26 protein-coding genes and 1 tRNA gene are annotated in these 26,688 nt (G+C 69.3%); 6 read left to right on the forward strand and 21 right to left on the reverse strand.

Annotated elements, in window-relative coordinates; genetic code table 11:
* Nucleotides 1–267: 267 nt before the first annotated feature.
* From BJ972_RS03585 to rplU, 10 genes are all read right to left on the reverse strand, one after another.
* Nucleotides 268–343: transfer RNA gene (locus BJ972_RS03585), tRNA-Ala, on the reverse strand.
* Nucleotides 344–421: 78 nt separating this feature from the next.
* Nucleotides 422–802, reverse strand: a complete 381-nt coding sequence (rsfS, locus tag BJ972_RS03590; protein ID WP_129174269.1) for a ribosome silencing factor — start codon at nucleotides 800–802, stop codon at nucleotides 422–424.
* A 16-nt stretch (nucleotides 803–818) separates the two neighbouring features.
* Nucleotides 819–1,868, reverse strand: coding sequence for a hypothetical protein (locus tag BJ972_RS03595; RefSeq protein ID WP_129174271.1), 1,050 nt, complete (start codon nucleotides 1,866–1,868; stop codon nucleotides 819–821).
* Nucleotides 1,865–2,476 carry a nicotinate-nucleotide adenylyltransferase gene (gene nadD, locus BJ972_RS03600; RefSeq protein WP_179419916.1) on the reverse strand — a complete coding sequence of 204 codons (612 nt, stop codon included), beginning with the start codon at nucleotides 2,474–2,476 and terminating at the stop codon, nucleotides 1,865–1,867. Before nadD ends, BJ972_RS03595 begins: the two co-directional genes overlap by 4 nt.
* Before the next feature lie 14 nt (nucleotides 2,477–2,490).
* Nucleotides 2,491–2,700, reverse strand: coding sequence for a hypothetical protein (locus tag BJ972_RS03605; RefSeq protein ID WP_129174275.1), 210 nt, complete (start codon nucleotides 2,698–2,700; stop codon nucleotides 2,491–2,493).
* 48 nt (nucleotides 2,701–2,748) lie between these two features.
* Nucleotides 2,749–4,017: a glutamate-5-semialdehyde dehydrogenase gene (locus BJ972_RS03610; protein ID WP_129174278.1), complete on the reverse strand. Its 1,269-nt coding sequence runs from the start codon at nucleotides 4,015–4,017 to the stop codon at nucleotides 2,749–2,751.
* A gap of 9 nt (nucleotides 4,018–4,026) precedes the next feature.
* Complete coding sequence (gene proB, locus BJ972_RS03615) at nucleotides 4,027–4,827, reverse strand: glutamate 5-kinase (RefSeq protein WP_129174280.1); 801 nt, start codon at nucleotides 4,825–4,827, stop codon at nucleotides 4,027–4,029.
* On the reverse strand, nucleotides 4,824–6,371 hold the full coding sequence (gene obgE / locus BJ972_RS03620; RefSeq protein ID WP_129174282.1) for a GTPase ObgE: 1,548 nt from the start codon (nucleotides 6,369–6,371) through the stop codon (nucleotides 4,824–4,826). Before obgE ends, proB begins: the two co-directional genes overlap by 4 nt.
* A 95-nt stretch (nucleotides 6,372–6,466) precedes the next feature.
* Nucleotides 6,467–6,724 carry a 50S ribosomal protein L27 gene (gene rpmA, locus BJ972_RS03625; protein WP_129174284.1) on the reverse strand — a complete coding sequence of 86 codons (258 nt, stop codon included), beginning with the start codon at nucleotides 6,722–6,724 and terminating at the stop codon, nucleotides 6,467–6,469.
* A gap of 18 nt (nucleotides 6,725–6,742) precedes the next feature.
* The gene (gene rplU, locus BJ972_RS03630; RefSeq protein ID WP_129174286.1) at nucleotides 6,743–7,057 is read right to left on the reverse strand and encodes a 50S ribosomal protein L21; all 315 of its coding nucleotides are present in this window, start codon (nucleotides 7,055–7,057) and stop codon (nucleotides 6,743–6,745) included.
* 209 nt (nucleotides 7,058–7,266) lie between these two features.
* Between rplU and BJ972_RS03635 the strand changes: the two genes are divergently transcribed.
* A complete protein-coding gene (locus BJ972_RS03635) occupies nucleotides 7,267–7,536 on the forward strand; it encodes a DUF4031 domain-containing protein (RefSeq protein ID WP_129174288.1) in 270 nt (89 codons plus the stop codon).
* Nucleotides 7,537–7,574: 38 nt separating this feature from the next.
* Here the strand turns inward: BJ972_RS03635 and BJ972_RS03640 are convergent, their stop codons facing one another.
* Complete coding sequence (locus BJ972_RS03640; RefSeq protein WP_129174290.1) at nucleotides 7,575–10,196, reverse strand: Rne/Rng family ribonuclease; 2,622 nt, start codon at nucleotides 10,194–10,196, stop codon at nucleotides 7,575–7,577.
* Nucleotides 10,197–10,467: 271 nt separating this feature from the next.
* Between BJ972_RS03640 and BJ972_RS03645 the strand changes: the two genes are divergently transcribed.
* On the forward strand, nucleotides 10,468–11,097 hold the full coding sequence (locus BJ972_RS03645; RefSeq protein ID WP_129174292.1) for a vitamin K epoxide reductase family protein: 630 nt from the start codon (nucleotides 10,468–10,470) through the stop codon (nucleotides 11,095–11,097).
* Between the two features lie 79 nt (nucleotides 11,098–11,176).
* On the opposite strand, the gene ndk is transcribed toward BJ972_RS03645, so the two are convergent.
* The 8 genes from ndk to BJ972_RS03685 all read right to left on the reverse strand — a co-directional run bounded on the left by ndk (nucleotide 11,177) and on the right by BJ972_RS03685 (nucleotide 21,790).
* On the reverse strand, nucleotides 11,177–11,599 hold the full coding sequence (ndk, locus tag BJ972_RS03650; RefSeq protein WP_129174294.1) for a nucleoside-diphosphate kinase: 423 nt from the start codon (nucleotides 11,597–11,599) through the stop codon (nucleotides 11,177–11,179).
* Nucleotides 11,596–11,976: a DUF4233 domain-containing protein gene (locus BJ972_RS03655; RefSeq protein WP_129174296.1), complete on the reverse strand. Its 381-nt coding sequence runs from the start codon at nucleotides 11,974–11,976 to the stop codon at nucleotides 11,596–11,598. Before BJ972_RS03655 ends, ndk begins: the two co-directional genes overlap by 4 nt.
* Entirely contained in the window at nucleotides 11,973–13,343 is a 1,371-nt protein-coding gene (locus BJ972_RS03660; protein WP_129174298.1) for a bifunctional folylpolyglutamate synthase/dihydrofolate synthase, read from the reverse strand. The genes BJ972_RS03655 and BJ972_RS03660 overlap by 4 nt, the downstream gene beginning before the upstream one ends.
* On the reverse strand, nucleotides 13,340–16,639 hold the full coding sequence (gene ileS, locus BJ972_RS03665) for an isoleucine--tRNA ligase (RefSeq protein WP_241830783.1): 3,300 nt from the start codon (nucleotides 16,637–16,639) through the stop codon (nucleotides 13,340–13,342). The genes BJ972_RS03660 and ileS overlap by 4 nt, the downstream gene beginning before the upstream one ends.
* A gap of 195 nt (nucleotides 16,640–16,834) precedes the next feature.
* Entirely contained in the window at nucleotides 16,835–18,403 is a 1,569-nt protein-coding gene (locus BJ972_RS03670) for a dipeptide ABC transporter ATP-binding protein (RefSeq protein ID WP_129174300.1), read from the reverse strand.
* The gene (locus BJ972_RS03675; RefSeq protein WP_241830784.1) at nucleotides 18,400–19,215 is read right to left on the reverse strand and encodes an ABC transporter permease; all 816 of its coding nucleotides are present in this window, start codon (nucleotides 19,213–19,215) and stop codon (nucleotides 18,400–18,402) included. Before BJ972_RS03675 ends, BJ972_RS03670 begins: the two co-directional genes overlap by 4 nt.
* Nucleotides 19,212–20,147, reverse strand: a complete 936-nt coding sequence (locus BJ972_RS03680) for an ABC transporter permease (RefSeq protein WP_129174302.1) — start codon at nucleotides 20,145–20,147, stop codon at nucleotides 19,212–19,214. Before BJ972_RS03680 ends, BJ972_RS03675 begins: the two co-directional genes overlap by 4 nt.
* Nucleotides 20,148–20,179: 32 nt before the next feature.
* Nucleotides 20,180–21,790 carry an ABC transporter substrate-binding protein gene (locus tag BJ972_RS03685; protein WP_129174304.1) on the reverse strand — a complete coding sequence of 537 codons (1,611 nt, stop codon included), beginning with the start codon at nucleotides 21,788–21,790 and terminating at the stop codon, nucleotides 20,180–20,182.
* A gap of 70 nt (nucleotides 21,791–21,860) precedes the next feature.
* Between BJ972_RS03685 and BJ972_RS03690 the strand changes: the two genes are divergently transcribed.
* The 4 genes from BJ972_RS03690 (at nucleotide 21,861) to BJ972_RS03705 (ending at nucleotide 25,843) form a co-directional block, all read left to right on the forward strand.
* A complete protein-coding gene (locus BJ972_RS03690; protein WP_164989914.1) occupies nucleotides 21,861–22,487 on the forward strand; it encodes a TetR/AcrR family transcriptional regulator in 627 nt (208 codons plus the stop codon).
* A 94-nt stretch (nucleotides 22,488–22,581) separates the two neighbouring features.
* The gene (gene valS, locus BJ972_RS03695) at nucleotides 22,582–25,167 is read left to right on the forward strand and encodes a valine--tRNA ligase (protein WP_241830785.1); all 2,586 of its coding nucleotides are present in this window, start codon (nucleotides 22,582–22,584) and stop codon (nucleotides 25,165–25,167) included.
* Nucleotides 25,164–25,619 carry a GNAT family N-acetyltransferase gene (locus BJ972_RS03700; RefSeq protein WP_129174308.1) on the forward strand — a complete coding sequence of 152 codons (456 nt, stop codon included), beginning with the start codon at nucleotides 25,164–25,166 and terminating at the stop codon, nucleotides 25,617–25,619. Before valS ends, BJ972_RS03700 begins: the two co-directional genes overlap by 4 nt.
* The gene (locus tag BJ972_RS03705; RefSeq protein ID WP_129174310.1) at nucleotides 25,619–25,843 is read left to right on the forward strand and encodes a hypothetical protein; all 225 of its coding nucleotides are present in this window, start codon (nucleotides 25,619–25,621) and stop codon (nucleotides 25,841–25,843) included. The genes BJ972_RS03700 and BJ972_RS03705 overlap by 1 nt, the downstream gene beginning before the upstream one ends.
* Nucleotides 25,844–25,858: 15 nt before the next feature.
* On the opposite strand, the gene BJ972_RS03710 is transcribed toward BJ972_RS03705, so the two are convergent.
* Both BJ972_RS03710 and BJ972_RS03715 read right to left on the reverse strand, forming a co-directional pair.
* On the reverse strand, nucleotides 25,859–26,077 hold the full coding sequence (locus BJ972_RS03710; RefSeq protein ID WP_129174312.1) for a hypothetical protein: 219 nt from the start codon (nucleotides 26,075–26,077) through the stop codon (nucleotides 25,859–25,861).
* Nucleotides 26,074–26,679, reverse strand: coding sequence for a helix-turn-helix domain-containing protein (locus BJ972_RS03715; protein ID WP_129174314.1), 606 nt, complete (start codon nucleotides 26,677–26,679; stop codon nucleotides 26,074–26,076). The genes BJ972_RS03710 and BJ972_RS03715 overlap by 4 nt, the downstream gene beginning before the upstream one ends.
* Nucleotides 26,680–26,688: the final 9 nt, after the last annotated feature.

Below are 26,688 nucleotides of genomic sequence, written 5' to 3' on the forward strand. Positions count from 1 at the left end.
GCCACGATCGGTGTGCGCCGCTTCCCTTGCCGCATGTCTGCTCCCGTGCGGATTCGTACAGGGACGAAAATCCTGCTGAATCGTAAGGGCGCGCCGATCACGGGCACAAGGGAATTCGGCGCCGTTCCGCGCAATGACACCTGATCTGGGGTGCCGAGGCCGGGTCCGACCGATCGTCGAATCGTCGTGTCGCGGCGGGAACGGATGAAACGCGCCGAACGCCGCCCGAAAACACGAACACCCCGTCTCACGAGGAGATCGGGGTGTTGGTGGATCTGAGGGGACTCGAACCCCTGACCCCCTGCATGCCATGCAGGTGCGCTACCAGCTGCGCCACAGACCCGTAACCTCCGCAGTGGAGGCAACTCATTGAGGTTACTACACGCTCCCGGCTACTGCGAAATTGAGGAGTGCTCGCCGTTCAGGCGTCGGTCGACTGGCCGGTGAGAGCACCGATCGGGATCGCCGGGCAGTCCTTCCAGAGGCGTTCGAGGCCGTAGTACATGCGCTCTTCCTCGTGGAAGACGTGGACGATGAGGTCGCCGAAGTCGAGCAGCGCCCAACGGCCCTCCTGGCGGCCTTCGCGGCGCAGCGGCTTCGATCCGCTCGCGATGAGGGCGTTCTCGACCTCGTCGGCGATCGCGATGACGTTGCGCTCCGAACGGCCCGTGACGAGCAGGAAGACGTCGGTGAGGGGCAGCGGACCCGACACGTCGAGAGCGACGAGGTCGACCCCGCCCGTGGCGTCGGCAGCCGCGATAGCGGTGTTCAGGAGTTCGTGGGCGTGGTTCGATGCAGTCATGCGCTCGCTCTCGGGTTCATTGGAAGGCGCCCAGAACGTAGCCGACGATGAGGGTACCGATGACCCCGATCGTGAGGATGCCGGCGGTGACCGCGAGCACGAGGGGCACGTTCATGCCCTCCTTCTTCGGCGGCGTGATGACGTCGCGGTTGGGGCCCTGCGTGCTGACCGCTCGCGCGGCCGAGATGGGCTGGGCACCCGTGGGATCGGTGTGGTGATCGTCGACCTCGTCGAGAAGGCGATCGATGTCGGGCGAGTCGATGTGGCTCGGCATCGCCCCGGTGGCGCCGAGGCCGCGAGGAAGGTCGACCGATCCGGTGACCATGACCTCGCTCGTGACCGGTCCGCCCGCTCCCCCGAGATGCTCGGGCAGGTTCGGGAGGATCAGCGCGTTCGTCGTGGTCGGCATCGCCGACCGCGGCACGGGGCCCCGCGAGAGGAACTGGTCGAAGGGCTCGTCGCGTGTCGCGTCGTCGACGTGCATGTCGTGCGACCAGTGACCGACGGGCGACGTCGTCGGAGTCGCTTCGTCGAGCAGGGTCGACGCGGTCGCCGAGTTGCCCGCGGGCACGCGGTCGATCGCCGGCGTCGACGCCGCAGGGACGGGCCGATCGGCCGAGCCGCCCACGGAGGGGCCGCCGGTGTCGTCGGAGTCGTCGATGTCGGAAGCCGTGTTCGACGAGAGGAGTGCGCGCAGCTCGCGGCGCGTCAGCGTGCGCTCGGGAGCACCGCCGCTCGCCTCGTCGCGGTCGTCCGTCGACACGATCGGCGTCGATGCCGTCGGCGGAGCGAAACGGCTCACCGGCGAGGGGGTGGGCTCGGAAACCGCGGGGTTCGGTGCTTCGGGAGCGGCGGGCTTCTGCGGCGGAGTGAGCGTCGGAGCCTCACCGCCGCGCGTGGTCGACTCGACCGTCGCGCGGCGCCCGCCACCGGCATCCGTCACGGGGGTCGGCGCGGTGAGAGGCGCCGGCTGCGCGGTCAGCGTGCCGGTCGCGGTCTTTCCGGCGAGCTGGCGTTCGCGCTCGCGCAACTCACGACGTGTCAGCGGCGGATCTTCTGACGTCATTCCACACTCCGATACAGGTGGTGCTTGGAGATGTACTGGACGACCCCGTCGGGCACCAGGTACCAGACGGGGAAATCCCGACGCACCCTCTCCCGGCAATCGGTCGACGAGATGGCGAGAGCGGGGACTTCCAACAAGCTTACGTCCTGCTCGGGAAGACCCGCGGCGTTGAGCGGATGACCCGGGCGGCTCACAGCAACGAAGTGCGCGAGGTTCCAGAGCTCGGGGACGTCTTTCCACGTGAGGATCTGGGCGATGGCGTCGGCACCCGTGATGAAGAAGAGCTCGGCGCCGGGACGTTCACGGGCGATGTCTCGCAGGGTGTCGATCGTGTAGGTCGTGCCCGCACGGTCGATGTCGACGCGGCTCACGGTGAAGCGCGGGTTCGACGCCGTCGCGATGACCGTCATGAGGTAGCGGTGCTCGGCCTCGGTGACACCCGACTTGTGCCAGGGCTGACCGGTCGGCACGAAGACGACCTCGTCGAGGTCGAACGACTGCGCGACCTCGGACGCCGCGACCAGGTGGCCATGGTGGACGGGGTCGAACGTTCCACCCATGATGCCGATCCGGGGGGAACGGCCCCCCGCGGCCTCCGTGGTCGTCATCTCAGTCACGTCGGTCAGTGACCGCTGTGGCCGTGCTCTCCGGAGTGGGCCTTCGCGTACGCCTCAGCCTTGGCGGCGTGGCGGTTGGCGACGTCGCGGTACGACCACACGACGAAACCGAGGGCGGCGAAGATGACGAGGGCGACGAGGCCGTAGAGCCACGAATCCATCGGGAGCTCGCGGGCGTGCTCGGTCTCGGCGAGGACTGCGGTCACCAGACTCATAAGGGAGGCTCCTGTCGTTTCGGAAAGCGCTGGACCAGTCTACCGGCCTCAGCCGCGCGACTGACCGCTGCCACGCACGAGCCACTTGGTGCTCGTGAGCTCGGTGAGCCCCATCGGGCCGCGCGCGTGGAGCTTCTGCGTCGAGATGCCGACCTCGGCGCCGAAGCCGAACTCGCCTCCGTCGGTGAAGCGCGTCGACGCGTTCACCATGACGGCGGCCGCGTCGACCTCGTTGAGAAAGCGCTCGGCATTGCCGAGATCGTTCGTGATGATCGACTCGGTGTGCTTCGTCGAGTACCGACGGATGTGCGCGAGCGCCTCGTCGAGCGAATCGACGACCGCGACGGAGATGTCGAGGCTCATGTGCTCGGTGGCGAAGTCGTCGTCGGTGACGGCGACAGCTGCGGGATGGAGCGCACGGGTGCGCTCGTCGGCATGGATCGTCACGCCCGACTCGGCGAGCTTCGCGAGCACGGGCGGCAGCAACGCGTCGGCCGACGCGGAGTGCACGAGCAGGGTCTCGAGCGCATTGCAGACGCTCGGGCGCTGGACCTTCGCGTTGTGCACGAGATCGACGGCCCAGTCGAGGGGCGCCGACTCGTCGAGGAACATGTGGACGACGCCCGCACCGGTCTCGATGACGGGAACCGTCGACTCGTCGACGACGGCGGCGATGAGGCCCGCACTCCCCCGCGGGATCAGCACGTCGACGTACCCGCGCGCCTGCATGAGCTGGCGGGCACCGTCACGCCCGAACGCGTCGACCGTCTCGACGGCCGCGCGCGGAAGTCCGACCGACTCGATCGCTCCCTGGATGACGTCGACGAGGACGCGGTTCGTGTTCTCGGCGGCACTGCCGCCACGCAGCACAACGGCGTTGCCGCTCTTGAGGGCGAGGGCAGCGAGGTCGACGGTGACGTTCGGTCGGGCTTCGTAGATGACTCCGACGACGCCGAGGGGAACGCGGACCTGCTCGATCCGGATGCCGTTCGGCAGAGCGCTACCTCGGACCGACTCTCCCACGGGGTCGGCGAGGGACACGATGTCGAGGACGGCGTCGGCGAGCGAGTCGATACGCGCCTCGGAGAGCGTGAGCCGGTCGAGGAGACCGTCGGTGAGACCGTTCTCGCGACCGGCCGCGAGGTCGCGCCCGTTCGCCTCGACGATCGACGCGGAGTGGGCCCGGAGGTCGCGCGCGACGGCCTCGAGGGCGGCGTTCTTCGTCGATGTCGACGCGGTCACGAGAGCACGAGCGGCGTCGACGGACTTCTCGAGGAGGTCGACGACGGCGGGGGTGAGGATGACGGTTTCCGACATCCCTTCAGTTTAGGGCGTGGCGCCCTCGACGTGAGCCGGCGCGAACCACGTGCCGACGGCGTCGCCCCGGAGCGCCGATTCGACGAGCGGAGTCGCCGTGATGAGCACCGCGGTGCCGCTGTCGGCCGCGATGCGAGCAGCGGAGACCTTGGTCTCCGCTCCCCCGGTGCCGACTCCTGCAGCGCCGACCGAACCGATCTCGACGCCCGCGAGGGCGTCGCCGTGCGGAACGTCGACGATGCGCTCGGCCCCCGGGAGGTGCGGCGGCTTCGTGTAGAGCGCGTCGACGTCCGACAGGAGCACGAGGAGGTCGGCGTCGACGAGTTCGGCGACGAGGGCCGCGAGCCGGTCGTTGTCGCCGAAGCGGATCTCGTGCGTCGCGACCGTGTCGTTCTCGTTGACGATGGGGAGGATGCGGAGTCCGAGGAGACGCTCCATGGCGCGCTGGGCATTGCTGCGGTGCGTGGGGTTCTCGAGGTCGCCGGCGGTGAGAAGCACCTGTCCCGCCACGATCCCGTAGCGCCGCAACGAGTCCTGGTAACGGAAGATCAGCAGATTCTGACCGACGGATGCCGCGGCCTGCTGTGTTGCGAGATCACTCGGGCGTGCATCGAGCTTGAGGTACGGCATGCCCGTGGCGATCGCACCCGACGAGACGAGGACGACCTCGGCGCCGCGCGCGTGCGCGGCAGCGAGAGCGTCGACGAGCGGACCGATCTGAGTCGCGTTCTCGCCGCTGATCGACGACGACCCCACCTTGACGACGATGCGCCTCGCCGAAGCGATGGCGGAACGATCGAGAAGCGTCACTTCTGCTCCTCGACGACCTCGAACTGGTCTTCGTCCTCGTCCTCGTCGTCCGACCAGATGCCGGCCTGGCGCTCACGCTGCAGCTCGGCTCGGGCCTCGGCCTTCGCGTCCATGCGGTCGTGGTACTCGGCCTTGCGCTGCTCGCGCGTCGCTCGACGGTTCTCGTCGAGGCGGATGTCGGTGCCTCGCGGCGCCGTCATGAGCTCGGCGGTCGAGGTGAGGGTCGGCTCCCAGTCGAAGACGATGCCCTGGCCGGGGCCGATCACGACGGCGGAGCCGGCGACGGCACCCGCACGAACCAGTTGGTCTTCGACACCGAGACGAGCGAGGCGGTCGGCGAGGTAGCCGACGGCCTCATCGTTCGCGAAGTCGGTCTGAGCGACCCAGCGCTCGGGCTTCTCGCCGAGCACGCGGTACATCGTGCCGTAGCTTCCGCCCTCGGCACGCACGACGAAGTCCTTCTCGCGCACGGGGCGCGGACGGATGACGATGCGCGGTGCCGCTGCGGCCTCGACGGCTGCTGCCGCGCGCGAGTCGTCGACGAGTTGCCCGAGGGCGAAGCCGAGCTCACGGAGACCGGCGTGACTCACCGTCGAGATCTCGAACACGCGGTACCCGCGCGCTTCGAACTCGCCGCGCACGAAGTCGGCGAGCTCCTTCGCCTCGGGGACGTCGATCTTGTTGAGAGCGATGAACTGCGGGCGCTCCAGGAGCGGGATCTGGCCTTCGGGAACCGGGTACGCGCCCAGTTCGCCGAGGATGACGTCGAGGTCGGTGAGCGGATCACGGCCGGGCTCGAGGGTCGCGCAGTCGATGACGTGCAGGAGCGCCTGGCAGCGCTCGACGTGGCGGAGGAACTCGAGACCGAGTCCCTTGCCCTCGGATGCACCCTCGATGAGTCCGGGGACGTCGGCGACGGTGAAGCGGTGCTCCCCGGCCTGGACGACGCCGAGGTTCGGGTGCAGCGTCGTGAACGGGTAGTCGGCGATCTTCGGCCGCGCGGCGGACAGCGCGGCGATCAAGCTCGACTTTCCTGCTGACGGATAACCGACGAGCGCGACATCCGCGATGGTCTTGAGCTCGAGGAGGACGTCGCCCTCCCAGCCCGGGGTGCCGAGCAGGGCGAATCCGGGGGCCTTGCGCTTCGTCGACGACAGAGCGGCGTTGCCGAGTCCGCCGATTCCTCCGGCCGCGACGACGATGCGCATGTCGGGCTCGGTGAGGTCGGCGAGTTCTTCACCGTCGGGGGTCTTCACGACGGTACCGACGGGCACGGACAGCTCGAGGACCTCGCCCGCGGCTCCGGCGCGGTGGTCGCCCATTCCGGGACCGCCGTTGTCGCTCGAACGGTGCGGACGACGGTGGTAGCCGAGCAGGGTCGTGACCTGGGGGTCGGCGACGAGCACGATGTCGCCGCCGTGGCCGCCGTTTCCGCCGTCCGGGCCGGCCAGTGGCTTGAACTTCTCCCGACGGACCGAGACGCAACCGTTGCCGCCGTAGCCCGCACGAAGGTGGAGCGTCACATTATCGACGAAGCTCACCATGTGAACGAGTCCTTTCGAGAGGTTCAACCCACAGACAGGGGCTGCAAACACGTGAGGGCGAGCCGAAGCCCGCCCTCACGACAAACGACGAATGCCTATTCGGCGGCCGCCACGATGTTGATGACCTTGCGGCCACCCTTCTGACCGAACTCGACCGAGCCGGCAGCGAGAGCGAAGAGCGTGTCGTCGCCACCACGGCCGACGTTAGCGCCCGGGTGGAAGTGCGTGCCGCGCTGGCGGACGATGATCTCGCCTGCGCCGACGACCTGGCCGCCGAAGCGCTTCACGCCGAGGCGCTGAGCGTTCGAGTCACGGCCGTTGCGGGTGGAGCTAGCTCCCTTTTTGTGTGCCATTCTGCCTTCTCCTCGCGGCTACTTGATGCCGGTGATCTTGACGCGCGTGAGCTCCTGACGGTGCCCCTGACGCTTCTTGTAGCCGGTCTTGTTCTTGAACTTCTGGATGATGATCTTGGGGCCACGGAGGTCGCTGAGGACCTCGGCGGTGACCGTGACCTTCTCGAGCGCCGCGGCGTCAGAGGTGATGGTGTCGCCGTCGACGAGGAGGACGGCGGCCAGCTGGACCGTTCCGTTCTCGCGAGCCTTCAACTTCACGCGGTCCATCGTGACGATGGTTCCGACCTCGACCTTTTCCTGGCGGCCACCGGCGCGCACTACTGCGTAAACCACTACATGTACCTATCTCTGGGGAGCCTGCGCTCCGATTTCACAGGGAAGTCACTCTGCACATGAACCAGTGGGGGGATCATGCCGGGAAACTGTGGGCGCACACGGGGATAAGCCGACACGCGCCAACGGTCGAGTCTACGTCATGGTTGTACCCCGGTCAAACGAGGGCGAGCGCGTGTCGCACCCCGTACGAGCCTAAGATCGGCTCCATGACCGTGCTCATCGACCAGCCGATGTGGCCCGCCCACGGAACCCTGTGGAGCCACCTCGTGAGCGACAGCGACCTCGACGAGCTGCACGCCTTCGCGGCCCGGGCCGGAATCCCCCGGCGCGGTTTCGACCTCGACCACTACGACGTGCCGGCCGAGCGCTATTCCGACCTCGTCGACAGCGGCGCCGTGCCGGTCTCGAACCGGGAACTCGTCGTGCGCCTCCGCGCGAGCGGACTGCGCGTCACCCAGCGCGAACGCCGGGCGTGAGGTGTCGGGTCGCCGCATCGAGCGGCGACCCGACGCACTCAGACGTCGTGGCGGGTGATGACCGGGTCGGACGCGTTGCCGACGACGGCGGCCGTCGACACGCGACGGCTGCGCGAGGCGCGACCCTCGCCCGGCTGCTTCGGAGCGGGGAGCGCCTCGAGCACGGAGTCGAGCAGGTTCTCGGCGTCGGGAGCGCGGCGTCGCACGGGCTTCTCGACGGCCGGAGCGACCTCGGGCAGCTCGATGACGGGCGCGGATGACGCGGGAGTAGCAGACTCGGGCGCCGACGCGTCGTCGTTCGACTCGGCCGGAGTCGAGTTCGACGAGCGACGACCCTTGCGGCCGCGGCGGCTCCGGCTTCCCGGTTCGCGCTGAGGTGCGTCATCCGTCGACGTCGTCGACTCCGCGGCCGGGGCCTCGGTCGCCGCCGCCTCGACGGCCTCGGCGCTGTCGGCCTTGGCATCGTGAGCGAGCGTGCTCGCGGCGATGGCGGCGAGGGCGTTCTTCGCGTCCTCGGTGATGCCGTGCGTGCCGACGCTCGGCTTCGACGAATCGACGTTGGCGGCCGGTGCGTTCCCGTTCGAGGAACCGTTGGAGGCTCCGCCGCCGTTGCCCGCTCCGCGGCCACGACGACGCTCGGTCTGAGGCGCCGGACGGTGCTTGGCGATCGGGTCGTGGTGCACGATGATCCCGCGGCCGGCGCACGTCTCGCACGACTCGCTGAACGACTCGAGCAGGCCGAGGCCGAGCTTCTTGCGCGTCATCTGGACGAGACCGAGCGACGTGACCTCGGCGACCTGGTGCTTCGTCCGGTCGCGCGAGAGGCACTCGACGAGGCGGCGGAGCACGAGGTCACGGTTCGACTCGAGCACCATGTCGATGAAGTCGACGACGATGATTCCGCCGATGTCGCGCAGTCGCAGCTGACGCACAATCTCTTCGGCGGCCTCGAGGTTGTTCTTGGTGACGGTCTCTTCGAGGTTTCCGCCCGAGCCGACGAACTTGCCGGTGTTGACGTCGACGACCGTCATGGCCTCGGTGCGGTCGATGACGAGCGAACCGCCCGACGGCAACCAGACCTTGCGGTCGAGCGCCTTCTCGATCTGCTCGCTGATGCGGAACTCGTCGAACGCGTCGCGATCGCCGGAGTACTCCTCGACACGCTCCACGAGATCGGGAGCGACACCCTGGAGGTAGCTCGTGATCGTCTCGCGCGCTTCGCCGCCCGAGATGACCATGCGCTGGAAGTCTTCGTTGAAGACGTCACGGACGATCTTGATGAGGAGGTCGGGCTCGGAGTGAAGGAGAGCCGGAGCCTGCATCGACTCGACCTTCTTCGAGATGTCGGCCCACTGCGACGTCAGGCGGGTGACGTCGAGCGTGAGCTGCTCCTCGGTCGCGCCCTCGGCCGCGGTGCGCACGATGACGCCGACGTTCTCGGGCAGGACCTCCTTGAGGATCTTCTTGAGGCGAGCACGCTCGGTGTCGGGGAGCTTGCGGCTGATGCCATTCATCGAGCCGTTCGGCACGTACACGAGGTAGCGGCCGGGCAGCGACACCTGGCTCGTGAGACGAGCACCCTTGTGGCCGACCGGGTCCTTCGTGACCTGCACGAGGACCTTGTCGCCGGGCTTGAGCGCCAGCTCGATGCGGCGCGGCTGGTTGGGCTGACCGGCTTCTGCCGCCGCCTCCCAGTCGACCTCGCCGGAGTAGAGCACGGCGTTGCGGCCGCGCCCGATGTCGACGAAGGCGGCCTCCATGCTCGGGAGGACGTTCTGCACGCGGCCGAGGTAGACGTTGCCGATGAGCGACGCCTCCTGGTTGCGGGCGACGTAGTGCTCGACGAGGACGCCGTCTTCGAGGACGCCGATCTGGATGCGGCCCTGCTTCTGTCGCACGATCATCGAACGGTCGACCGACTCACGACGCGCGAGGAACTCGGCCTCGGTGATGACGGCACGGCGACGGCCGGCATCGCGACCATCGCGGCGACGCTGCTTCTTCGCCTCGAGTCGAGTGGAGCCCTTGACGCGCTGCGGCTCGGTGATGAGCTCGGGCTCGCGGGGCTGACGCACCTTGACGACGGTGTTCTGCGGCTCGTCGCCGTTCGCACGGGCGTCCTCGCCGCTGCGTCGACGCGTGCGGCGACGCGCACTCGAACCCTCGTCGTCGCCGGCGGGCGAGTCGGAGCGATCGGAACGCTCCGATCGCTCGGGGCGCTCGGGACGGTCGGGCGTGACGAGCACGGGCGGCGCGTGGAAGATGAGCGACGTCGTCGTGAGGACGGCGGGGATCGGGGACGTGGGCTCGGCGGCAGCGGGCTCATCGGCAGCGGGCTCGTCGTCCTCGACGGCGGGCTGCGCGGCCTCAGGCTCGGCGACCGCGTCGGCCGACTGCACCGGCGTCTCGTCCGCCGCGGGAGCCGCAACGGCCTCGGCAGCCGGCGTGTCAACCGGAGCGGCCTCGGGAGTCGGCGCCTCGACGGGCGGAGCGCTGATCACGCCTTCGCCACGACTCGTCGCGGTCTCGACCGGCGCGTTCGCAGCGGCCGCCGCGGCTACCGATTCGGTCGTCGCCCGCGATCGTGACCGGCGTCCGCCGAACAGTGCTCGCTTCTTCGGTGCCGGATTCTCGTTCGTGTTGTTGTTGCTTTCCACCATCACTGGTGCACTCCTCGACGACCGGGCTGACCGCGCCAACCCTGCCGGTACTCTCTCAAGCGGGTAGCCGCCATGCGGACCCGCGAATCGTGTCACTTCTGCAGCCGGCACGGTGCTCGGGCTGCCACTTCTGCGGTTGTCTCACCGCCGTGTGGGAGCGTCATGCGCTCCCCAAGTTTCGTTGGCGTCGACACGGGCGCGGCCCGGCGACTTCCTTCATTATCGCATGCGCTCACAGGATCGTGCGCGAGCCGCGTGAGATAATCCGTTCATGTCGTCGAACGCGCCACATTCCCGTCGGAGCATATTCCCTGCGCTCTGGCTCATCGCGCTCGGCGCACTCGGCCTCCTCGCCGCGTTCGAGCTCACCGTCGAGAAGTTCCTCGTGCTGTCCGACCCGAACCATGTGCCGTCCTGCAACGTCGGCATCTTCCTGGGCTGCAGCACCAACCTGTCGTCGTGGCAGGGCGCCGTCTTCGGCTTCCCCAACCCGATCGTCGGCCTCATGGCGTGGCCCGTCGTCATCACGATCGGAGTGGCGCTCCTCGCCGGAGTCAGACTCCCCCGATGGTTCTGGGCGGGTTTCAACATCGGCGTGGCCGGCGCACTGATCTTCGTCGGCTGGCTCATCTACCAGAGCATCTACGTCCTTGACGTGCTGTGCCCGTGGTGCATGCTCACGTGGGCCGTCACCATTCCCGTCTTCTGGATCGTGACGCTCGACAACCTCCGCGAGGGGCGCATCCCGACGTCGGCGCGCGTCCGGCGTCTTGCCCGCGGCTGGTTCGGGTGGATTCCCATCATCACGCTCGCGAGCTATGCCGTCGTCATCCTTCTCGCGCAGGTGCGGATGGATGCCATCCCCCGCGCCATCCTCGACCTGCAAGGCCTGTTCGGCTGATCGGCCGTCCGCTACCGCTGTACACGACGAAGGCCGGCCCTCGCGCGATGCGAGTGCCGGCCTTCCCGGTGGGTGGTGTCTAGGCGAACCAGAGCGCGAGCTCGCGCGCTGCCGACTCGGGCGAGTCGGAGCCGTGCACGAGGTTCTGCTGAACGGCGAGGCCCCAGTCGCGGCCGAGATCTCCGCGGATCGTGCCGGGGGCGGCCGTCGTCGGGTCGGTCGTGCCGGCGAGGGAACGGAAGCCCTCGATGACGCGGTTGCCCGCGATGCGCGCGGCGACGATCGGGCCCGACTCCATGAAGCCGATGAGCGGCTCGTAGAAGGGCTTGCCCTCGTGCTCGGCATAGTGTGCCGAGAGCAGGTCGCGGTCGGCCTGCACGAGACGAAGGTCGACGAGCGAGTAGCCCTTGGCCTCGATACGGCGGAGGATCTCACCGGTCAGGTTGCGGGAGACGCCGTCGGGCTTGATGAGGACGAGAGTCTCTTCAATGGGAGCGGTCATGCGAGTTCCTTTCGTTGGCGATCGATGCGCGCGCCGACGACCATGCAGTACCACCACATGCCGCCGAAGAGCGCTCCGACGATGAAGAGCGCCGGATTGAGGAATCCGGCGAGCAGGATGAGCACTTGGAGCACCCATCCGAGGATGAAGCCGGCCTCGACGCGCAGCAGGCCGATGGCCGCGATCATTCCGACGAGCAGTACGCCACCGGCGATGAGCGCGCTCCAGGCCGGGAGGCCGAAGGGCGCCGCGTCGAGACCCCAGATCACGAGCGCCGCGAGGAAGACGACGACGAGTTCGAAGGCGAGCACGATCGACGCGAGCGTCTGACGGATCGAACGCGCCGGGCGCGGCGCGGCGGGCGACTCGGCGCTCATGCCGACATCCACCCCTCGCGCTCGGCGACGGTGATCGCTTCGCCGACGAGCACGATCGAACCCGTTACGACGACCGCGCGACGCGGTGCGGAGGCGGCCCACTCGCGTGCTGCGACGAGGGCGTCGTCGGCACGATCGACGACTTCGATGAGCGCGCTCGGAGCGACGCCGGCGATGAGGTCGGCGACGCTGTCGGCCGACAGCGCCCGGTCGGAGTCGGGGGTCGTCACGAAGAACGCCGCTGCCGCAGGCGCGAGGGCAGTGAGGATGCCCGTGACGTCCTTGTCGGCCAGTGCGCCGAACACGAAGCCGATCTCGTCGAAGTCGAACGACCGACCGATCCCGGCGACGAGGGCCGCCGCTCCGTGCGGGTTGTGGGCGGCGTCGACGAGCACGCTCGGCTCGATGCCGACGAGGTGCAGGCGGCCGGGCGATGTGACGCTCGCGAGGCCCTCTTCGAGGGCGTCGTACGAGAGAGATGTGCCTCCGCCGCCGAGGAACGACTCGACGGCCGCGATCGCGACGACGGCGTTCTGCGCCTGGTGCACTCCGTGCAGGGGCAGGTAGAGCTCGCGATACTCCCCCGCGATCCCGCGGACGTCGATCATCTGACCGCCGACCGCGACGCGGGCGTCGAGCAGCTCGAATCCGTCGCCCTCGACCGCGAGGGTCGACTCGGTCAGCTCGGCGGCGTTCTCGAGCACGGCGAGCACATCGGGGGTCTGGCGTGCCGACACGACGGATGACGCGGGCTTGATGATCCCCGACTTCGTGCGCGCGATCTCGGTCACGGTCGAGCCGAGCCGGTTCGTGTGGTCGAGGTCGATCGGCGTGATGACGGCGACGTCACCGTCGGCGACGTTCGTCGAGTCCCACTCGCCACCCATGCCGACCTCGACGACGGCCACGTCGACGGGCGCATCGGCGAAGACCGCGAAGGCGAGCACCGTGAGCGCCTCGAAGAAGGTGAGCGGGCTCTCCCCCGCGGTCACGAGCTCGTCGTCGACCATCTCGAGGTACGGCTCGATATCGGCCCAGTTGACGGCGAGCGACTCGTCGCTGATGGGAACCCCGTCGATGAGGATGCGCTCGTTGAACCGCTCGAGGTGCGGGCTCGTCAGGAGACCGGTGCGCAGCCCGTAGGCCCGCAGGATGCTCTCGGCGATGCGCGACGTGCTCGTCTTGCCGTTGGTGCCGGCGATGTGCAGGATCGGGTACGCGCGCTGCGGGTCGCCGAGGAGCTCGACCGCACGCCGCGTGGGCTCGAGCCGCGGGCGCGGCGATCCTTCGCCGATGCGCGACAGGAGGGCCTCGTAGACGGCGTCTCCCGCCTCGCGGAACTCCTCGGATTCGTCGGTGCCGCTCATGCCTTCTCCACTCTCACGACGAGCGACGAACCGTCGCCCACCGGCTTGGCGTCGTCGCCCTCGCCCTCGCCCTCGACGATGTCGAGTTCGACGGCGAGCGTCTCGCGCGCGATCAACTCTCGGTGCAGGATCGCCGCCTCGACGCCCGCGGCATCGAGACCGAGGCCGAGACGGATGCGGTCGCTCACGTCGAGTCCGGCCGCCTTGCGGGCGTCCTGCACGACACGCACGACGTCGCGCGCGAGGCCCTCGGCCTCGAGCTCGGGGGTCGTCGCCGTGTCGAGGAGCACGAACCCGCCATCGGCGAGGAGCGCCAGTGCGGTGCCCTCCGCCGCGCCGGCCGTCTCGAGCACGAGGTCGTACTCGCCCTCGACGAGGTCGATGCCGCCGGCGGTGACGACTCCGGCGGTGACGCTCCAGTCGCCGTTCCGAGCGGCCTGGATCGCCTGCTGCACGGTCTTGCCGAGACGCGGCCCCGCCGCGCGGGCGTTCACCGTGAGGCGCTTCGTGATGCCGTAGCGTTCGGCGCTGCCCTCGTCGAACTCGACGAGCGCGACCGACTTGACGTTGAGCTCGTCGCGCAGGATCGCCTCGAACGGCGCGAGTGCGGCCGTCTGCGGAGCGACGACGGTGAGGGATGCCAGCGGCAGACGCACACGACGACCCGCCTGCTTGCGGAGGGCGAGGCTCGACGAGCTGATCTCGCGGATGGCGTCCATCGCCGCGACGAGCTCGTGGTCCTCGGGGAACTCGTCGGCGTCGGGCCAGTCGGCGAGGTGCACGCTGCGTCCGCCCGTGAGCCCACGCCAGATCTTCTCCGTCTCGAGGGGCAGGAGCGGCGCGGCGACGCGGCAGAGCGTCTCGAGCACGGTGAAGAGCGTGTCGAACGCCTCACGGCCCTCGCCGTCGGCCGAGACACCTGCCCAGAACCGATCGCGCGATCGGCGCACGTACCAGTTCGTGAGCACGTCGGCGAAGTCTCGCAGCTTCGCCGCGGCGAGCGTCGAATCGAACGCCTCGAAGTCGGCGGCGACGGCCGTCACGAGCTCACGCGTCTTCGCGAGCAGGTACCGGTCGAGCACGTTCGTCGAGTCGGTGCGTCGTTCGGCCTCGTAGCCCGCCGCATTGGCGTAGAGCGCGAAGAAGTACCACGTGCTCCAGAGCGGGAGCATGACCTGTCGGACGCCCTCGCGGATGCCCTCCTCGGTGACGACGAGGTTGCCGCCGCGCAGCACCGAGCTCGCCATGAGGAACCAGCGCATCGCGTCGGAGCCGTCGCGGTCGAAGACCTCCGACACATCGGGGTAGTTGCGGAGCGACTTCGACATCTTCTGCCCGTCGCTGCCGAGCACGATGCCGTGGCTCACGACGTTCGTGTAGGCGGGGCGGTCGAAGAGCGCTGTCGAGAGCACGTGCATGACGTAGAACCAGCCGCGCGTCTGACCGATGTACTCGACGATGAAGTCGGAGGGGTGGTGGGTGTCGAACCACTCGCGGTTCTCGAAGGGATAGTGCACCTGCGCGAACGGCATCGATCCCGAGTCGAACCACACGTCGAAGACATCCGGGATGCGACGCATGGTCGACGCACCGGTCGGGTCGTCGGGGTTCGGCCTCGTGAGGTCGTCGATGTACGGGCGGTGCAGGTCGGGCTCGCCCTCGGGGTTCCGCGGGAGCACACCGAAGTCGCGCTCGAGCTCTTCGAGCGAACCGTAGACGTCGACGCGCGGGTACTCGGGGTCGTCGCTCTTCCACACGGGGATCGGCGAACCCCAGTAACGGTTGCGGCTGATCGACCAGTCGCGCGCACCCGCGACCCACTTGCCGAACTGGCCGTCCTTGACGTTGTCGGGAACCCAGGAGATCTCCTGGTTGAGCTCGCCCATGCGGTCGCGGATCTCGGGCACCGTGATGAACCAGCTCGAGACGGCCTTGTAGATGAGCGGATTGCGGCAGCGCCAGCAGTGCGGGTACGAGTGCTCGTAGCTCGCCTGGCGGAGGAGCCGCCCCTCGGCGCGGAGCAGCTGGGTGAGCGGCTTGTTCGCGTCGCTCCAGAGGAGGCCCGTGACGTCGGAGACGGCGGGCAGGAAGAGGCCCGCGTCGTCGAGCGAGATGATGACGGGGATGCCTGCGGCTTCGCAGATCTTCTGGTCTTCCTCGCCGTAGGCGGGGGCCTGGTGCACGATTCCCGTGCCGTCCTCGGTCGTCACGTAGTCGGCGACGAGGATACGCCAGGCGTTCTGCATGCCGTATTCGTCGACATCCGCGTAGTAGTCGAAGAGCCGGTCGTATGAGACGCCGTCGAGCTCGGAGCCGCGCACCGTGCGCGAGACGCTCGCCACGGCATCGGCCGCCGACTCGTAGCCGAGGTCCTTCGCGTAGTTGCCGAGGAGCGGGAGCGCGATGAGGTACTCGGCGCCGAGCACCTCGGTGTCGCCGATCGAACCGTCGCGCTCGCGCAGGACGGTCGCGTCGGGCGTGCCGTTCGGACCGGCGGGCACGACCGCGTACTCGATGTCGGGTCCGACGGCGAGGGCGGCGTTGGTCGGAAGGGTCCACGGCGTCGTCGTCCACGCGAGGGCGCGCACGCCGGTCAGGCCGAGCGACTCCGCCTTCGAACCGACGAGAGGGAACGTCACGGTGACCGACTGGTCCTGACGCATCTTGTAGACGTCGTCGTCCATGCGGAGCTCGTGGTTCGAGAGCGGCGTCTGGTCGCGCCAGCAGTACGGCAGCACCCGGTAGCCCTCGTACGCGAGGCCCTTGTCGTGCAGGGTCTTGAACGCCCAGAGCACGGACTCCATGAAGGTCGTGTCGAGAGTCTTGTAGTCGTTGTCGAAGTCGACCCAGCGTGCCTGACGGGTGACGTAGTCGCGCCACTCGCCCGTGTAGCGCAGCACCGATTCCTTGGCCGCGCGGTTGAACGCCGCGATGCCCATCTCTTCGATCTGGCTCTTGTCGGTGATGCCGAGCTGACGCTCCGCCTCGAGCTCGGCGGGCAGACCGTGGGTGTCCCAGCCGAAGCGACGGTGCACCTGCTTGCCGCGCATCGTCTGGAAGCGCGGGAAGACGTCCTTGGCGTACCCGGTCAGCAGGTGGCCGTAGTGCGGGAGGCCGTTCGCGAACGGAGGCCCGTCGTAGAAGACCCACTCGTCGGAGCCGTCGCGCTGATCGATCGACGCCTGGAACGTCTCGTCGCTCTTCCAGTAGGCGAGGATCTCTTCTTCGAGCGCGGGGAAGCTCGGCGAGGGGACGACGGTCGAGTCGTCATCGGGGGTGCGCGGGTACACTCTCACTCCAGAATCGGTGTGCGTCGCCAGGACGGCGGTGCTCGTCGAGCCCCACCGCGGTACCACCTCGCTTGCCCCGGCAGACCGGGACCACTCATACGACGGCTGTGACGGGCCTGCCCCGTTCGGTTCTACTGAGCGCGGACGCCGTTCCTCCGAAGACTCCCCGGTGATGGCCGGATCGCAGTCGATACCCCGAGTCTAACCGACGGGCGGAACGCGCGCAGCGTCGAGGAGCGCCGTCGTGAACGGATGCCGCGGGCGGGCGAACACCTCGGCCGCCACGCCCTGCTCGACGACCTCGCCGCCCTGCATGACGAGCACGTCGTCGGCCATGCGCCTCACGACACCGAGGTCGTGGGAGATGAAGACGAGCGCGAGATCGAGGTCGTTCTGGAGCCGCTCGAGGAGGGCGAGGATGCGCGCCTGCACGGAGACGTCGAGTGCCGAGACCGGTTCATCGAGCACGAGGATCTCGGGCCGGACGGCGAGGGCCCGGGCGATGGACGCCCTCTGCCGCTGACCGCCGGAGAGAGTGCGCGGCCGTCGGCGGGCGAGCGCCGGATCGAGCCCGACGAGTTCGAGGAGCTCGGTGACGCGAGCGGATGACGGCGTCGAGCCTCCACCCGCACGCGAGGCCTCGAGGAGGGAGCGACCCACGGTCCACCGCGGATCGAACGCCGCGCCGGGGTTCTGGTGCACGAGCTGGATGCGCGTGCGCCTCGCGCGACGCGACGACTCGGGCAGAGGGTTCCACGGGTCGCCGTCGATGAGCACCGTGCCTCGGTCGGGCGTCAGTGTGCCGAGCAGCAGACGGGCGAGGGTCGTCTTCCCCGAGCCCGACTCCCCCACGATTCCGAGCGTGCGACCGCGCTCGAGCGTGAACGATGCGCCGGCGACGGCGACGGTCGTCCCGCGCCGCGTGCTGAACGAGGCCTCGAGGTCGCGGGCTTCGAGCACCGGCGCGACCGCACCGGACGGCGCGGGGCGTTCGAGCCGGGCGGACTGCGGTATCGCCGCGACGAGCACGCGAGCCGCGTCGGATCGAGGATGGCTGAGGACGTCGGCCGTCGTGCCGTGTTCGACGACCGTGCCCGCGCTCATGACGAGCACGCGGTCGGCGATCCGCGCGACGGCGCCGAGGTCATGGCTCACGAACACGACGGCGACGCCGCGGTCGGCGATCGCGCGCAGGAGGGTCAGAATGCGCACCTGGACGGTCGAGTCGAGCGCCGTCGTCGGCTCGTCGGCGACGAGGATCCGCGGGTCGCCCGCCATGGCCGAGGCGATGAGCGCCCGTTGCCGGAGCCCGCCCGACAACTCGTGCGGATACTGGCGTGCGCGCCTCTCGGGCAGCGGCAGGGCGACGTCGTCGAGCAGCTCGACGACCCGTTCCCGTCGCTGCGTTCGAGAGAGCGACCGTCGGTGGATGACGAGGGGCTCGGCGACCTCCGCGCCGATCGTGCGCAGCGGGTCGAGGGAGACGAGGGCGTCCTGCGAGACGAGGGCGATGGTCGATCCGCGGGCACGCCGCCACCGGGTCTCGCTCGCCTGACGCATGTCGACTCCATCGACCCTGAGCTCCGCGGCATTCACGCGAGCGCCGGGCGGCGTGAGCCCGAGGAGCGCTCGAGCCGTGAGCGACTTGCCGGCACCCGACTCGCCCACGACCGCGACGATCTCGCCCGGGGCGACGTCGAACGTGACGCCGTCGACGAGGGTCGTGTCCGCGATGTCGATACGGAGGTCGCGGATGCTGAGTGCCGTCATGAACCGTCCCGCCCCTCTGAACGCGCACGGAGCGTGCGCCCGATGATGGTCGCGGAGACGACCGTCGCCGTGATCGCGAGGCCCGGGAACACGGCGATCCACCAGGCACGCCCGAGGAAGTTGCGCCCACCCGAGAGGATGAGACCCCACTCGGGCGTCGGTTCCGTCGGGCCGAGGCCGAGGAAGCTGAGGCCGGCCGCGGCGATGATCGCCGTGCCGATGCCGATCGTGGCGAGCACGAGGAGCGGCGACGCCGTCGCGGGGAGCACGTGACGCGTGAGCACGCGCGCCGAGCCGATACCGAGCAGCCGCGCCGCCTCGACGTGGTCGGCCGTCAGCTGGGTGCGCGTCTCGGCTCGCGCGAGACGCAGGTACACGGGGATCGCCCCGATCGTCACCGCGACGGCCACGTTCACGGGGCCCGGACCGAGGATCGCGATCACGACGAGGGCGATGAGGAACTCGGGGAACGCGAGGAGGATGTCGGTGCCGCGCATGATGGCCCCGTCGACGGCGCGCGGGGCGAGCGCGGAGAGCGCTCCGATGACGAGCCCGATGACGACGGCGATGGTCGTCGCACCGAAACCGACTCCGAGTGAGTACTGCGCGCCGTGCACGACGCGGGAGAACACGTCGCGCCCACTCTGGTCGGTGCCGAACAGGTGCTCGGTCGACGGCGGCAGGAAGGCATTGGCGGGATCCGTGCGGAGCGGGTCGACGCTCGTGAAGAGTGTCGGCCAGAGCGCCATCGTCACGAGGACGCCGAGCACGAGGACGGCTGCTCCGAAAACGAGCCGTCGCCCCGCCGTCACGAGTTCACCGCGATCCGCGGGTCGAGCGCGCGGTGCGCGAGGTCGACGAGGAGGTTCACGATCACGAAGACGAGTGCGCTCATGAGGATGATGCCCATGACGACGGGCATGTCGCGGTCGGTGATCGCGGTGAGGGTGACCCGGCCGATACCGGGGCGCCCGAAGACGGACTCGACGAGCACGGCACCGCCCAGCAGCGACCCGATGAGATAGGCCGTGAGCGTGAGCGCGTTCGTCGCGGCATGCCGCAAGGTGTGCACGCCGACGAGGCGGACTTCGCTCGCACCGCGTGCCCGCACCGTCGTCGCGAACGGCTGCTGCTCGGCGCGTTCGAGTCCGTCGCGCAGCACCTGGCTGAGGAGCGCCGAGATCGGTAGTGCGAGGGTCACGGCGGGGAGCACGAGCCCGGGCAGCCCGCTGCCGCCGGCCACGGGGAACCAGTGCAGCGTGAACGAGAAGATCGTGAGCAGCACGAGACCGATCCAGAACACGGGCGCCGAGACGACGACGAGCTCCACGGCCGCACCGATCGAGCGCAGCGTGCGGCCTCGCGCGACGACGGCGACGACGAGCGCCACGACGACGGCGAGAGCCAGGGCGAGAGCGGTCAGTTGGACCGTCGCGCCCAACTGCCGACCGATGACGTCGACCACCGGCATCCGGAGTTGGTACGACATGCCCAGATCGCCCTGGACGAGCCGCGCGAGGTAGTCGACGTACTGGACCACCGGGGGGCGATCGAGGCCGAGGTCCTCGCGGATGCCCTGCTTGACCGCGTCGCTCACCTGCGCCTGCGGCCCCAGCATGACGTCGACGGGATCGCCGGGGATGAGCCGCAGAGTCAGGAAGGCGAGGGTCGCGGCGCCCCAGAGCACGACCACGACGCCGAGGAGGCGCGCGCCGACGGCTCGAACGACCTGAGCGCCCCGCATGGTCTCCCTCTCGCCGCGCCCCTCGGCGACGGTCAGCTGGCGGTCGCCGTGTAGAACAGCGGGCGGCCGTACAGATCGTACTGGAGGCCGTCCACACCGGTGCCGACGGCGGTGATGAGCGATGGCACGTAGAGAGGCACGATCGCGACGTGCTCGGCGTTCCACTGCTGGAGCTCGGCGTAGTCGGCTGCGCGTGCCGACGCGTCGGTCGTCGCGACGGCCTCATCGAGCAGCGTGTCGACGGCGGGGTCGCTCACCTGGGACGCGTTCTGGAATCCCTCGGTGTGCAGGTGGCTGCGCAGTAGGTCGGCGTCGACCCCCGAGAAGCCCCAGTCGGTCAGGTCGAACGTCTTCGGACCGTACTGCTCGTTGTACGCGCCGGGCTCGAGGACCTCGCGGACGAGCTCGAAGCCGACGTCCTTGAGGTCGGACTGGATCGCGTTGGCGAGAGCGGCGCGGTCGTCGGGAACGGGGGTCCAGGCGATCCAGCGCGCACTCAGACGCTCACCGTTCTTCACGCGGTAGCCGTCGGCGTCGCGCTCCGTCCAGCCGGCCTGGTCGAGGAGGCTGTCGGCCTCGGCGGCGTCGAACGGCCAGGTGCCCTCGAGGCTCGCGTCGTACGCGGGGGTCGTCGGGCCGAGGATGCTCCACGCCCGCGGGTACTGGCCGAAGAAGATGCTGTCGACCGCGGTGTCGACGTCGATCGCCCGCTCGAACGCCTGGCGCACGAGCTGGTCGGCGAACACGCCGTACTTCTCGTTGAGGTAGAGCGAGTAGGGCAGACCCGGCAGCTCCTTCGACTCGACCGTCACGGCGTCGCCGAGGTCGGTCGCGGCGTTCGGGGGCAGCTGGCTCGCGAGGTCGACCTCACCGCTCTGCACGGCGCCGGCACGAACGGATGCCTCGGGCAGGATGCTCACGCGGAGCGTCTCGACCTCCGCGGGGCGGCCGTCGTGCGGGCCCCACGCGTAGTCGGCGTTGCGGGTGTAGACGATCTCCTGGTCGGGCGTGTACTCGGTGAGCTCGAACGGTCCGGTGCCGACGGTGATGCCGGGCCCGCCCGCCTTCAGCTCGTCGGCGTGGTCGGCGAGGACAGCGGGCGAGTAGAAGCCGAGGAGGGCCGTGCTCGCCGCCTGGAGGAAGGGCGCGTACGGCTGGGTGAAGGAGACGGCGACGGTGTCGGCGTCGATGACCTCGGTACCCGCGTAGAAGTCGCCGCCGAGCATGCTCGCCGCCTGCGCGGACGCGGTCTCGGGGTCGGCGATGCGGTCGAAGTTCGCCTTGACGGCAGCAGCGTCGAAGACCTCGCCGTCGTGGAAGGTCACGTCGTCACGTAGCTCGAAGGTGTAGGTCAGCCCGTCGTCGGACACCTCCCACGACGTGGCGAGCCACGGCGAGAAGGTGCCGTCGGCCTCCTGGAAGACGAGCGAGTCGAGCACCTGACGCTGCACCATCGACGAGACGTCGAGCTGGCTCGTCTGCGGGTCCATGTGACCGGCCGACAGGTTCGCTCCCTCGATCGCCCAGACGATCTCGCTGTCGGCCGAGCCACCGGCATCGGTCGCGCACGACGTGAGCGCGAGAGCCGTGATTCCGAAGAGTGCTGCGCCGACGAGGGCGGCGCGCGAGCGTCGAGTGGGCATGGGGATCCTGTTCGATAAGGGGGCGGTGACTCCACCGTATAGCAATCCTGGACGCAGTACAGTTATTCCCATGACGACGACACGAGCAGCACGCGGACGGCCTCGAGCGGTCTCCCGGGCGATGCTCGAGGACGCGGCGACCGAGCTCTTCCTCGAACAGGGATACGCGAAGACGAGCGTGGAACAGATCGCCCAGCGGGCCGGGGTATCGCGCAACACGTTCTTCAACTACTTCAGCGGCAAGGCCGATGTGTTCTGGGTCGGCATCGACGGTGCCGACCGCACGCTCCGACGCACGCTCGCCGAGATCGACGACTCCTGGGCTCCGCTCGAGGGTGTCACCCGGGCCGTGCTCGCGGTCGCCGCCGACTTCGGCCCCTCCTCCGTGCCGTGGGTGTTGACGCACGCGACCATCATCGGAAGCATCGACGATCTGCGATCGACGGCGGCCGACCGCGTCGCCGCGGTGTCCGAGCTCATCGGACTGCACCTCGCCGGGCGCACCGGTCTGCCGACCCACGACATCCGTGTCCGCGGAGCGGCCAACGCCGTCACCGCGGCCATCGTCACCGCGCTCGGCGCCTGGTCGGCCGCCGGCGTCTCGCGCGGGGCTCTCGAACCGTTCGTCGCCACCGCGCTCGCGCCCGCGGTGCGCGGATTCGACGAGGAACTCGCGCACGCGGCATCCGTGCAGTGAACGTCTCGGGGCACCCTCCGGTATCGTGAGTGGTCTACGACACTCAGGCACCTCTCCACCGACTCGGTGCCGCACATATCGAATCGGAGCCCCCGTGTCCTCGCCGCGCATTCCCGACAAGCCCGCCCTCGAAGGACTCGAGTCGAAGTGGGGCGACACCTGGGAGAACTCGGGGACGTACCGATTCGATCGTGAGTCCGCGACGCGCGAGTGCATCTATTCGATCGACACTCCCCCGCCGACCGCATCGGGCTCGCTCCACATCGGCCACGTGTTCTCCTACACGCACACCGACGTCGTCGCCCGCTTCCAGCGCATGCGCGGCAAGAGCGTCTTCTACCCGATGGGCTGGGACGACAACGGACTGCCGACCGAGCGCCGCGTGCAGAACTACTACGGCGTGCGCTGCGACCCGTCGCTCCCGTACGTCGAGGGCTACGTTCCTCCGTTCGAGGGTGGCGAGGGCAAGAGCGTCAAGGCGGCCGACCAGGTGCCCATCAGCCGACGCAACTTTATCGAGCTGTGCGAGCGGCTGACCGCCGAGGACGAGAAGCAGTTCGAGGCGCTGTGGCGCATGCTCGGCCTCTCGGTCGACTGGACCCAGACCTACCGCACGATCGGCGACGAGGCGCTCTTCACCTCGCAGCTCGCGTTCCTCCGCAACATCGAGCGCGGCGAGGCGTACCAGGCCATGGCTCCGACCCTGTGGGACGTGACCTTCCGCACGGCCGTCGCCCAAGCCGAGCTCGAGGACCGCGAACAGCCGGCGGCCTACCATCGCGTGTCGTTCCACCGCGAGGGCGGCGAGACGATCGAGATCGAGACGACGCGCCCCGAGCTCCTCGCCGCGTGCGTCGCTCTCGTCGCCCACCCCGACGACGAGCGCTACCAGCCCTACTTCGGCACGACCGTGCGCACCCCCGTCTTCGACGTCGAGGTGCCCGTGCTCGCCCACCACCTGGCCCAGAAGGACAAGGGCTCGGGCATCGCCATGATCTGCACGTTCGGCGACGTGACCGACGTCGTGTGGTGGCGTGAACTCGACCTGCCGAACCGCGCGATCATCGGCTTCGACGGCCGCATCCTCGGCGAGGCCCCCGAGGCCATCACCTCCGAGGCCGGCGTCGCCGCGTTCGCCGAGATCGCCGGCAAGACCGTCTTCTCGGCCAAGCAGACGATGGTCGACCTCCTCCGCGCGTCGGGCGACCTCATCGGCGAGCCGCGATCGATCTCGCACCCGGTGAAGTTCTTCGAGAAGGGCGACCGCCCGCTCGAGATCGTCTCCACCCGCCAGTGGTACATCTCGAACGGCGCCCGCGACGAGAAGCTGCGTTCGACGCTCCTCGAACACGGCGCCTCCATCGACTGGCACCCCGACTTCATGCGCGTGCGCTACGAGAACTGGGTCGGCGGCCTCACGGGCGACTGGCTCATCTCGCGCCAGCGCTTCTTCGGAGTGCCGATCCCCGTCTGGTACCCGCTCGACGCCGACGCGAACCCGATCTTCGACTCCCCCATCGTCGCGACGGCCGACCTCCTGCCCGTCGACCCGTCGTCGCAGGCGGCACCGGGCTTCGACGAGTCGCAGCGCGATCAGCCGAACGGCTTCATCGGCGAGCACGACGTCATGGACACGTGGGCGACCTCGTCGCTCACCCCGCAGCTCGCGGGCGGCTGGGAGCGCGACCCCGAGTTGTTCGACATCGTCTTCCCCTACTCGCTCCGCCCCCAGGGCCAGGACATCATCCGCACCTGGCTCTTCTCGACGACACTGCGCGCCGAGCTCGAGCACGGCGTCGCCCCCTGGGCGCACGCGGCGCTCTCGGGCTTCATCGTCGATCCCGACCGCAAGAAGATGTCGAAGTCGAAGGGCAACGTCGTCACGCCGTCGGGCCTGCTCGAACAGCACGGATCCGACGCGGTGCGGTATTGGGCGGCATCCTCGCGCCTCGGCACCGACGCGGCGTTCGACCCGCAGAACCCGACGCAGGTGAAGATCGGTCGCCGACTGGCGATCAAGGTCCTGAACGCGTCCAAGTTCATCCTCGGGTTCGAGGGCGGACTCGACGCCGCGATCACCGAGCCGATCGATCGCAGCATGCTCGCGACGCTCGCCGAGGTCGTCCGCCAGGCGACGCAGTCGCTCGAGTCGTACGATCACGCGCGCGCACTCGAGGTCGCCGAGAGCTTCTTCTGGACGTTCTGCGACGACTACCTCGAACTCGTGAAGGAGCGCGCCTACGGCGAGCAGGGCCCCGCGCAGGCCTCGGCCGTCGCCGCTCTCCGCGCCGCCCTCGACACGCTCCTGCGTCTGTTCGCGCCCTACATCCCGTTCGCCGCGGAAGAGGCATGGTCGTGGACCCACGAGGGTTCGGTGCACGTCGCGGCGTGGCCGACCGTCGAGGAGTTCGGCGACCACATCGGCGAGCCGGAGCTCCTCCGTCTCGCGAGCGTCGCCCTGACCGGCATCCGCCGCGCCAAGACCGACGCGAAGGCCTCGCAGAAGACGGCGGTCTCCTCCGCCGTCATCGCCGGCCCGGCCGACGTCACCACGCTCCTCGCGGGCGCCTCCGACGACCTCCGTGCCGTCGGACGCATCGCGGAACTCACGTTCGTCGACGGCGACGAACTCGCCGTGAGCGCCATCACGCTCGCGGAACAGGAAGAAGGACGAGCATGACCATCACCGTGCGCCCGATCGGCGACCGCGATTTCTTCTCGTGGATCCCGCTCTTCGCGGGCTACGCCGAGTTCTATGAGAGCCCGTTCAGCGACGAGACGGCACTGACCGTCTGGCAGTGGCTGCACGACGCCTCGCACGAGCTCGAGGCCGTCGTCGCCGTCGAGCCCGGCGAGATGGGTGACACGCTCGTCGGCTTCGCGCACTTCCGCGAGGTTCCGCGCACCCTCGAATCGCGTCGCGGACTCTACCTCGACGATCTCTTCGTCGACCCCGAGCACCGCGGGTCGGGCGTCGGGACGCAGCTCATCGAGGCCGTGCGCGAGATCGGCGAGAAGCGCGGCCACAGCCTCGTGCGGTGGATCACCGCCGAGTCCAACGAAGCGGCCCAGAAGGTCTACGACAAGGTCGCCGACCGCACGTCGTGGGTCACCTACGAGATCCGGCTCTGATGCAGCTCGGCACGCGATGGGCCGTCGGCTCCGCCGGACCGGCGAGCCTCTCGACCGAGGTGCGCGACACCGTCGCAGCATACGAGGCCGCTCGCGGCGCGGAGATCAGCGGACTAACGTGGACGCTGACGTGGCTCGAAGGTCGACCGCGGCTCGAGCTCGACGACGGCACGAGCGTACCGGTGGGTGTCGCGCCCGCCGACGACGACTCGGACGACTGGTGAGCTGAGCCGACTCGATCAGTCGAGCGATCGGCCCGACAGCAGCACGATCGGAAGACGCGCGCGACGCTCGTCGATCTCTCGGGTCAGTTCGGCGTGCTGCACGGCGCGGCGTGCAGAGAGCTCGGCGTGCCGTCGACCCCAGCGGGTGAGACGTGCTCCGAGCGCGATCGCCACGCGCGAGAGACCGCGAGGACGGGCGACGCCGCGCGTGTGGCTCAGTGCGAGCGCGCTCATGACGCTTCACCGCCCATGAGGGGAAACGCGTTGAAGTGCACCTGCACCGGCCGGGAACCGGGAAGATCGGAGCCGTGGAACCGTTCGTAGAGACGGTCGGCGAGGTCCTGCCACTCGGCGACGAACTCGTCGAGCTGTTCGGCGGTGAGTCGGAAGTTGAGCGTCGAGATCACGGATGCCTCGAACCAGGCGTCATCGAGTTCGACGGGCCCGCGCCGACTGAACTCGTCGAGCAGTTCGGCCCGGTTGGCGTTCCAGTGCTCGACGACGGTGCGGGTCATCTCCATGGCGGCGGGATCGGAGCGCGTCTCGGTCGCGACGATCGACAGACCGCCGGGCGTGCGCTCCCACCATCGCTCGCGCGCACTCCCCCGGCCCTCGACCTCGCGGATGAGGTCGTGCGCGGCGAGCTGACGCAGGTGATAGCTCGTCGAGCCGCTCGACTCGCCGATGCGTTCACCGAGGCCGCTCGCCGTCGCGGGACCGTACTGCGAGAGCAGGTCGTAGAGCGCGATGCGGACCGGGTGAGCGAGAGCCTTGAGCGCGCCGAGATCGGCGATGCGCTCGTGGCGGGTGCGCTGCGGGGTGTCGTTGTCGCTCATGATTCGAGA

The sequence above is a fragment of the Agromyces atrinae genome (genome assembly GCF_013407835.1).
Taxonomy (GTDB): Bacteria; Actinomycetota; Actinomycetes; order Actinomycetales; family Microbacteriaceae; genus Agromyces; species Agromyces atrinae.